Below are 6938 nucleotides of genomic sequence, written 5' to 3' on the forward strand. Positions count from 1 at the left end.
TTGGTGACCGGGGTCCGGCCGAGTTCCGCGACCCGGGCCTCGAGGGACGCGGCCCGGGACCGTTCCCGGGCCGCCTCGGCCGCCGCCCGTTCAGCCCTCTCGACGGCAGCGTCGCGGTCGGCGCGGAGGAGGCCCACCTCGGCCTCGAGGCGCTTGAGCGCTGAGGTCACCTGCTCGCGGTCGAAGCCCCTGCGGACCACCGCGAACGGGTCGGCGCCCGTGGTGGGCATCTGTGTGCTCGACATGACCCCACCCTAGCGGGGCCGCCAGCCCGGGGTACTAGTGCGATCCGGTGGCCGGCTCGACCAGTTCGAGCAGGACGCCGCCCGCGTCCTTGGGGTGGATGAAGTTGATCCGCGAACCCGCTGTCCCGTTCTTCGGCGCGGGGTACAGCACCCGCACCCCCCGCCCGGTGAGGTGGGACGTGATCGCGTCGATGTCGGTCACCCGGACCGCCATCTGCTGGATTCCCGGTCCGTTGCGGTCGAGGTACTTGGCGATGGTCGAGGTGTCGTCCAGAGGTGCGAGCACCTGCAGCAGCGCACCGCCCTCCGGTCGTCCCGGCGATCCGAGCATGGCCTCGCGCACGCCCTGCTCTTCGTTGACCTCCTCGTGGAGGTTCTCCAACCCGAGATTGTCGCGGTACCAGGTGACGGCGGCATCGAAGTCGGGGACGGCCACCCCGACGTGATCGATCGCCACGACGAGCTCGGAGGGCAGTAGGGGCTGGTCGGCTGGGGTAGAGGTCATGGGGACCACGGTAGTCGGTGAGTGGAGACGGTAGTTTGGCGTGTACACGTTCAGCCCCTCGAATGGAAGGTCCGCAATGCCCGCCGACTCCACCCGCACCGTCATCGTCTCCGGGGCCCGCACCCCGTTCGGCCGCCTCCAGGGCGGGCTGTCCTCGCTCTCGGCCCCGGAGCTCGGTGGCATCGCGATCAGCGCCGCCCTCGAGCGGGGCGGTGTCTCCCCGGACGCCGTCGACCAGGTGATCATGGGACAGGTGCTCTCCGCAGGAAACGGTCAGATGCCCGCTCGTCAGGCCTCGCTCGCCGCGGGCATCCCCAAGCGGGTCGACGCGCTGAGCATCAACAAGATGTGTCTGTCCGGACTGACCGCGATCGCGCTCGCCGATCAGGCGATCCGCTCCGGGTACTCCGAGGTGGTCGTGGCCGGGGGCCAGGAGTCGATGTCGCAGGCACCGCATCTGCTGCCCAAGAGCCGCGCCGGCTACAAGTACGGGTCGATCGAGGTCCTCGACCACATGGCCTACGACGGCCTGCACGACGTTCCGACCGACCAGCCGATGGGCGCCCTCACCGAGGCGCGCAACGTCGAGCTAGAGATCACCCGCGAGCACCAGGACGAGTTCGCCGCGACCTCCCATCAGCGTGCCGCCGCCGCCGCGGAGGCCGGCCGCTTCGCGGACGAGATCGTGCCGGTGACGGTCAAGGGCCGTAAGGGCGACACCGTCGTGGAGACCGACGAAGGGGTCCGTCCGGAGTCGACCGCGGAGTCGATGGGCAAGCTCCGCCCGGCGTTCTCGAAGGACGGGACCATCACCGCGGGATCCTCGTCGCAGATCTCCGACGGCGCCTCGGCGGTCATCGTGACCACGGCCGCGCGCGCGGAGGCCGAGGGGTGGCCGGTCCTCGCCGAGATCGTCGGGTACGGCACCGTCGCGGGCCCGGACTCGACCCTGCAGCACCAGCCGGCGGACGCGGTACTGGACGCGTGCAGGCGGGCGGACGTCGACGTGAAGGACATCGACCTGTTCGAGTTCAACGAGGCCTTCGCCTCGGTCGGACTGCACTCGACCCGCATGCTCGACCTGAGCCCCGACCAGGTGAACGTGAACGGTGGTGCCATCTCGATCGGTCACCCGATCGGCGTGTCGGGCAACCGCGTCGTCCTGACCCTCGCGCTCGAGCTCGCCCGCCGTGGTGGTGGCCTCGGGGCGGCCGCGCTGTGCGGTGGTGGTGGGCAGGGTGACGCTCTGTTGATCCGCGTGCCCGCGACCAGCTGACCCCCGATCGGACCGGCCGTGGCAGGATCGAAGGCGTGACGAGACCAGGTAACCGACCCCCGTCCGCGTCCGAGCAGAAGCTCGCGGCCTCCCTCGCCGGCGCCGTCGACCTGTCGGGGCTGAAGAAGCGGGCGGAGGCGAAGCGCGACCCCGTCGCCGCCGCCCGCACGTCCGGTGGGGGCACGGGGCCGGTGACCCTGGTCGAGGTCGACGAGGCGACCTTCGAGCAGGAGGTGTTGGTCCGGTCGACCCAGGTCCCCGTGATCGTCGAACTCATGTCCCGCCGGGCACCCACGGTACTGACCAGCCTGCTGTCCTCGCTGGCCGAGGAGGGGGGCGGTCAGTGGGTGCACGCGGTCGTCGACGTGGACTCCTCCCCGGGGATCGCCCAGGCGTTCCAGGCGCGGGCGGTCCCGACCGTCGTCGCCGTCGCGGCGGGGCGGCCGCTGGCGGATTTCGAGGGGGAGCAGCCCGAGGACGCCCTGCGTCAGTGGATCGCGGCAGTCCTCCAGGCCACGGAGGGAAAGCTCAGCGGAGTGCCCGGGTCCGCGGACACCGGGGAGCCGGACGATCCGGCCGACCCCGAACGCGACGCCGCCGAGGACGCACTCGCGGGCGGCGAGCTGGACACCGCGGAGGAGCGCTTCGCCGCGCTGGTGGACTCCCGCCCGCGGGACCACTCGCTCCTCGAGGCGCTGAGGTACGTGCAGGCCGCTCGTCGTGCGGCCGAGGAGGCCGATGCCGGCGAGGGCACGGTTCCCGCGGCCCTTCGGGCGGCCGACAGGGCCCTGGTGGGAGGAGAGTACGAGTCGGCGTTCGCGGTCCTCGTCGACGCGATCCGGGTGAGCGGGGGCGACGACCGGGCGGTGCTCCGGTCCCGGCTGGTCGATCTCCTCGAGTCGCTCCCGACGGACGACCCGCGGGTCCTGGACGCCCGCCGCAACCTCGCCAACGCGCTGTACTGAGGCGTCTCGCCCGCCGTCAGCGGGTGTGGCGCAACCAGATCGTGGCGCGGGGACCGACGGTGATGCCCGCCGAGTGCGTGCGGCCGTGGTGTGGCCGATCCTCGGCGTCGACACCGCCGAGGTTGCCGACACCGGATCCCTCGTAGGCCGCGGCGTCGGTGTTGAGGATCTCCTCCCAGAACCCGGCCTCGGGGAGACCGATCCGGTAGTCGTGCAGGGCGCTGCCCGAGAAGTTCACCACACAGGCGATGATGCTGCCGGAGTGATCCGTACGCAGGAACGACAGGGCGTTGTGGTCGGCGTCGTTGGCATCGATCCACGAGAATCCCGACGGGTCGTCGTCGAGCGACCAGAGGCCGGGGTTCTCCGCGTAGCGGGCGTTCATGTCGCGGACCGAGGCGAGGATGCCACGGTGGTACTCGCCCTCCCAGCCCTCGAGGTCCCCCCAGGTGACGCCCTGTTCGTCGTTCCACTCGCCGACCTGGCCGAACTCCAGTCCCTGGAAGAGGAGCTTCTTGCCCGGGTGTGCCCACATGTAGGCGTAGAGCCCCCGCAACCCGGCCGCCCGGTCCCACGAGGAACCCGGCATGCGCTGCCACATCGATCCCTTGCCGTGCACCACCTCGTCGTGGCTGAGCGGGAGCACGAAGCGCTCACTCCAGGCGTACATCAGCGAGAACGTGATCTCGCCGTGGTGGTGGCCCCGGTAGACCGGGTCGAGTCCGACGTACCGCAGGGTGTCGTTCATCCACCCCATGTTCCACTTCATGGAGAACCCGAGCCCGCCGGTCTCGGTCGGGGCGGTGACGCCGCCCCAGGAGGTCGATTCCTCCGCGATCATGAGGAATCCCGGGTGCTCCCGCTGCACGGTCGCGTTGACCTCCTGCAGGAACGAGATCGCCTCGAGGTTCTCCCGCCCGCCGTAGCGGTTGGGGGTCCACTCGCCCTCGTTGCGCGAGTAGTCCAGGTAGAGCATCGAGGCCACGGCGTCCACGCGCAGACCGTCCACGTGGAACTCCTCGGCCCAGTACAACGCGTTGGCGACCAGGAAGTTCCGGACCTCGTGACGGCCGAAGTCGAAGACGTAGGTGCCCCAGTCGGGCTGTTCACCGCGGCGGGGGTCCGCGTGTTCGTAGAGCGGGGTGCCGTCGAAGCGGCCGAGGGACCACTCGTCCTTGGGGAAGTGTGCGGGGACCCAGTCCATGAGCACGCCGATGCCGCGCGAGTGCAGGTGGTCGACCACATAGCGCAGGTCGTCCGGGGATCCGAAGCGACTGGTGGGGGCGTAGTAGGAGGAGACCTGATAGCCCCAGGAACCGCCGAAGGGGTGCTCGGCGACGGGCATGAGTTCGACGTGGGTGAAGCCGGTCTCGGCCACGTGGTCGGCCAACTGGTGGGCGAACTCCCGGTAGCCCAGCCCCGGCCGCCAGGAGCCCACGTGGACCTCGAGTACCGTCATCGGGGACCGGGAGTGGTCACGGGTCGCGCGGGCAGACACCCACTCGTCGTCGTTCCACGCGTACCCGGACGTGAAGACCCTGGACCCTGTCGCGGGCGGCACCTCGGTGGCCACGGCCAGCGGATCGGCGTGGTCGACGGTCCGGCCGTCGGCGCCGCGGACGCAGTACTTGTAGACCGCGCCGTCGGCGACGTCGGGGACGAACACCTCCCACACCCCGGAGGCGCCGATCGCGCGCAGGGGCAGGGCGACGGGGTTCCACCCGCAGAAGTCGCCCACCACGCTGACTCCCCGGGCGTTCGGGGCCCAGACGGCGAACGACGTGCCGGTGACAGGACCGCCGGGGGTGTCGTACGTGCGGACGTGCGCCCCGAGGACGGTCCACAATCGCTCGTGACGCCCCTCGTTGATCAGGTGGAGGTCCATCTCGCCCAGGGTGGGCAGGAACCTGTACCCGTCCGCGACGGTCCGGGTGTGTCCGTCCGGGTAGGTGACGTGGAACCGGTAGTCCGGGACATCCGGCTCGTCCATCATCGCCCCGAACACGCCGTCGCCGAGCGGTTCCATCGGGACGGTGCGGGAGCCGAGCACGATCTCCACCGAGGTGGCGCCGGGCTGCATGGTCCGCACGACGGAACCGCCGCCGGCCCGGTGGGCACCGTAGACCGAATGCGGGTCGCGGTGGGTCCCCGAGCGGAGCGCGTCGAACTGGTCGCGGGGGATCTCGCCCGCCGGACCCACCGGTGCGGTCGGAGCCGAGGTCCGGCCCGACGTATCCCGGGCGAGGTCCTCCGGCGTCCGCCAGGTGGCCGCCGTGTCGACGGGTGGAGGAACCCGGTCGGGCGTGGTGGTGGGCCTGCCGGTGGCGGGTCTGCCGGAGGCGGGTCGACCCGCGCCGTGGTGCTTTGCCATGCCGTTGTCCCTCAATCCACGATGTGCGTGCGGTAGGTCAGTTCGACCCTACGTGCTTCGTCGCAGGGTGGGACCACGACGATGTGCGCGACCGCCGTCCACGGCTCGAGTCGCACGTAGTTGCTCGAGCCCCAGTGGAACTCGCTGCCGGAGACCTCGTCGTGGACGCTGAACCGGGCGTCGTCGTCGTATCCGAGGGCGGCCATGTCGAGCCTGAGGGTGCCCTCCTGCACCCCGTGTGAGTCGAGGGAGACGACCGTCAGGACGCAGTCACCGGTGGCGGGGTCGATCTTGGAGTAGGCGATGATCTGATCGTTGTCCACGTCGTGGAAACGCAGTGTGCGCAGCTGGTGGAGGGCGGGGTGCTCCCGACGGATCCGGTTCAGGGTCCGCAGCCACGGGGCGAGCGACTGGCCCGCCGCCTCGGCGCCGGCGAAGTCGCGGGGCCGGAGTTCGTATTTCTCCGAATCCAGGTACTCCTCGCTGCCGTCGGCGACGGGTTGCCATTCGAACAGCTCGAAGCCCGAGTACACACCCCACGCCGGGCTGAGCGTGGCCGCGAGCGCCGACCGGATCGCGAACATCGCAGGACCTCCGCGCTGCAGCGACTCGTGCAGGATGTCCGGGGTGTTGGTGAACATGTTCGGCCGGGCTTCATCGACGTGCGCCAGCAACTGCTCGCAGAACTCGATGAGGTCGGACTTCGTGGTCTTCCATGTGAAGTACGTGTAGGACTGCGAGAAACCCCGCTTCGCGAGCCCGAACAGACGGGCCGGGCGGGTGAAGGCCTCGGCGAGGAACAGCACGTCCGGCTCGGTGCGCTTGACCTCCGCGATCAGGCGGCTCCAGAAATCCGCGGGTTTGGTGTGCGGGTTGTCCACCCGGAAGATCCGTACGCCCAGGGAGGTCCACAGGCGCACCACCCGGAGCACCTCGGCGTAGATCCCCTCGGGGTCGAGGTCGAAGTTGACGGGGTAGATGTCCTGGTACTTCTTGGGTGGGTTCTCGGCGTACGCGATGTGGCCGTCGGGGAGCACCGTGAACCACTCCGGGTGGGCCTGCGCCCACGGGTGGTCCGGAGCGCACTGCAACGCCAGGTCCAGGGCGATCTCAACGCCGCGAGAGGTGGAGTACTCGACCAGTTCGCGGAAATCCTCGATCGTGCCGAGGTCCGGGTGCACGGCATCGTGGCCACCGTCCGCCGAGCCGATGGCCCACGGCGACCCGACGTCCCCCTCCTCCGGGGTGAGGGAGTTGTTCCGGCCCTTGCGGTTGATCACCCCGATCGGGTGGATCGGAGGCAGGTAGACGACGTCGAAGCCCATGTCGGCCGCGTGGTCGATGTAGCCGCGCGAGGTCGCGAAGGTGCCGTGGACCGGCCGACCCCGCTCGTCCCACCCGCCCGTGGAGCGGGGGAAGAACTCGTACCAGGAGCTGAACTGGGCCTCACGGCGGTCGACCCACACGCGGTGGGTCTGACCGGGCGTCACGAGCTCGCGGACGGGCCCCGCGGCCATCGCGGCCGCGACCTCGCCGGACAGCGCCAGCGACGTCCGTGTCCCGGCGTCCCCGGTGC

General features: G+C 70.5%; 5 protein-coding genes and 1 pseudogene. 2 read left to right on the plus strand and 4 right to left on the minus strand.

Features of this window, described 5'->3' with window-relative positions; all coding sequences use genetic code 11:
- Together IY392_RS02695 and mce are read right to left on the minus strand one after the other, a co-directional pair.
- Positions 1-245 (minus strand): annotated as a pseudogene (locus IY392_RS02695) (hypothetical protein); the annotation flags it as partial.
- A 34-nt stretch (positions 246-279) separates the two neighbouring features.
- Entirely contained in the window at positions 280-750 is a 471-nt protein-coding gene (mce, locus tag IY392_RS02700; RefSeq protein WP_182613711.1) for a methylmalonyl-CoA epimerase, read from the minus strand.
- Between the two features lie 76 nt (positions 751-826).
- Between mce and IY392_RS02705 the strand changes: the two genes are divergently transcribed.
- A complete protein-coding gene (locus IY392_RS02705; protein WP_107756712.1) occupies positions 827-2026 on the plus strand; it encodes an acetyl-CoA C-acetyltransferase in 1200 nt (399 codons plus the stop codon).
- Between the two features lie 35 nt (positions 2027-2061).
- Entirely contained in the window at positions 2062-2991 is a 930-nt protein-coding gene (locus IY392_RS02710; protein ID WP_107756711.1) for a tetratricopeptide repeat protein, read from the plus strand.
- Between the two features lie 16 nt (positions 2992-3007).
- Here IY392_RS02710 and glgB read toward each other — a convergent pair whose 3' ends face one another.
- Both glgB and IY392_RS02720 read right to left on the minus strand, forming a co-directional pair.
- Entirely contained in the window at positions 3008-5362 is a 2355-nt protein-coding gene (gene glgB, locus IY392_RS02715; protein WP_228548939.1) for a 1,4-alpha-glucan branching protein GlgB, read from the minus strand.
- An 11-nt stretch (positions 5363-5373) separates the two neighbouring features.
- A partial coding sequence (locus IY392_RS02720; protein ID WP_194860441.1) for an alpha-1,4-glucan--maltose-1-phosphate maltosyltransferase occupies positions 5374-6938 on the minus strand: 1565 nt, incomplete at its 5' end.

The organism is Dietzia sp. SYD-A1, from assembly GCF_015356725.1.
Taxonomy (GTDB): Bacteria; Actinomycetota; Actinomycetes; order Mycobacteriales; family Mycobacteriaceae; genus Dietzia.

Coding starts and splice junctions, on each gene's coding strand:
- mce (WP_182613711.1), bottom strand. CDS start 750: ATGACCTCTACCCCAGCCGACCAGCCCCTACTGCCCTCCGAGCTCGTC.
- IY392_RS02705 (WP_107756712.1), top strand. CDS start 827: ATGCCCGCCGACTCCACCCGCACCGTCATCGTCTCCGGGGCCCGCACC.
- glgB (WP_228548939.1), bottom strand. CDS start 5,362: ATGGCAAAGCACCACGGCGCGGGTCGACCCGCCTCCGGCAGACCCGCC.